The 971-nt window shown below is 67.7% G+C and carries 1 protein-coding gene; it reads left to right on the forward strand.

What is annotated here, in order from left to right:
- The coding region (locus U9977_RS11310; RefSeq protein WP_322749184.1) for a transglycosylase domain-containing protein at positions 1-971 on the forward strand (971 nt) is incomplete at both ends.

Below are 971 nucleotides of genomic sequence, written 5' to 3' on the forward strand. Positions count from 1 at the left end.
AAGGTGCCGCCCGGGTCGACGTTCAAGCCGATCACGCTGGCGACCGCCCTGACGCACGGCGCGAGCCTGAACTCGACCTATGAGGCCCCGGACGTGCTGAAGATTCCCGGAAACTCCGCCGACGGCACTGGAACCTACGTCGTTCACAACGACGAGGAACACGGCAACTTCGGCTATCCCAACCTGGTCAAGGCAACCGCGGAGTCCATCAACACCGTGTTCGTGCCACTCGGTATCACCGCCGGGATCGACAACGTGATCTCCACCGCGCGCGCCCTCGGCGTGTCCAAGGACGTCGCGCTCACCGACGACGCCGGGGTTACGCTGGGCCGGGACGGCATCAGCGCAAAGAACATGGTCGCGGTCTACAGCACCTTCGCGAACGGGGGCAAGGCGACCACCCCACACCTCGTCGACCGGGTCGTCGACGGCAAGGGAAAGGTCATCTACGAGGGTCCGACGGGATCGACGACCGCACTGTCGGCGAGTGTGACCGCGGATGTGACCTACGCTCTGCAGTCGGTCATCAAGGACGGCACCGGCAAGGCCGCGCAGTTGGCCGACGGCCGTCCGGTGGCTGGCAAGACCGGTACCACCGACAAGTTCCGGACCGCATGGTTCTGCGGTTATGTGCCGCAGGTGGCGGCCTGCGTGAACATGTTCCGCGGGGACGGCGGGGTGAGCAAGGAGACCGCGCTGACCGGAATCCCCGGGGCCATGAGCGGTGTCTACGGCGGCGGTTATCCCGCCAAGATCTGGAAGGCCTTCATGGACGGCGCCCTGACCGGCGTGGCGCCGCAGCCCTTTGCCGCGCCGAAGTACGTCGGGACGGTCACGAACGCGTCACCGTCGCCGACCCCCGAGCCGAGCGTCCCGCCGCTGCCCGCGCCGATGCCGTCAGTGGTGCTGCCGATCCCCACGCAGTCGCGACCGACTCCGGAAAGCTCACCCACCGCCGGTACGACCACCCC

The organism is Protofrankia sp. Cas8, assembly GCF_963555845.1.
In the GTDB taxonomy this organism is placed as follows: domain Bacteria; phylum Actinomycetota; class Actinomycetes; order Frankiales; family Frankiaceae; genus Protofrankia.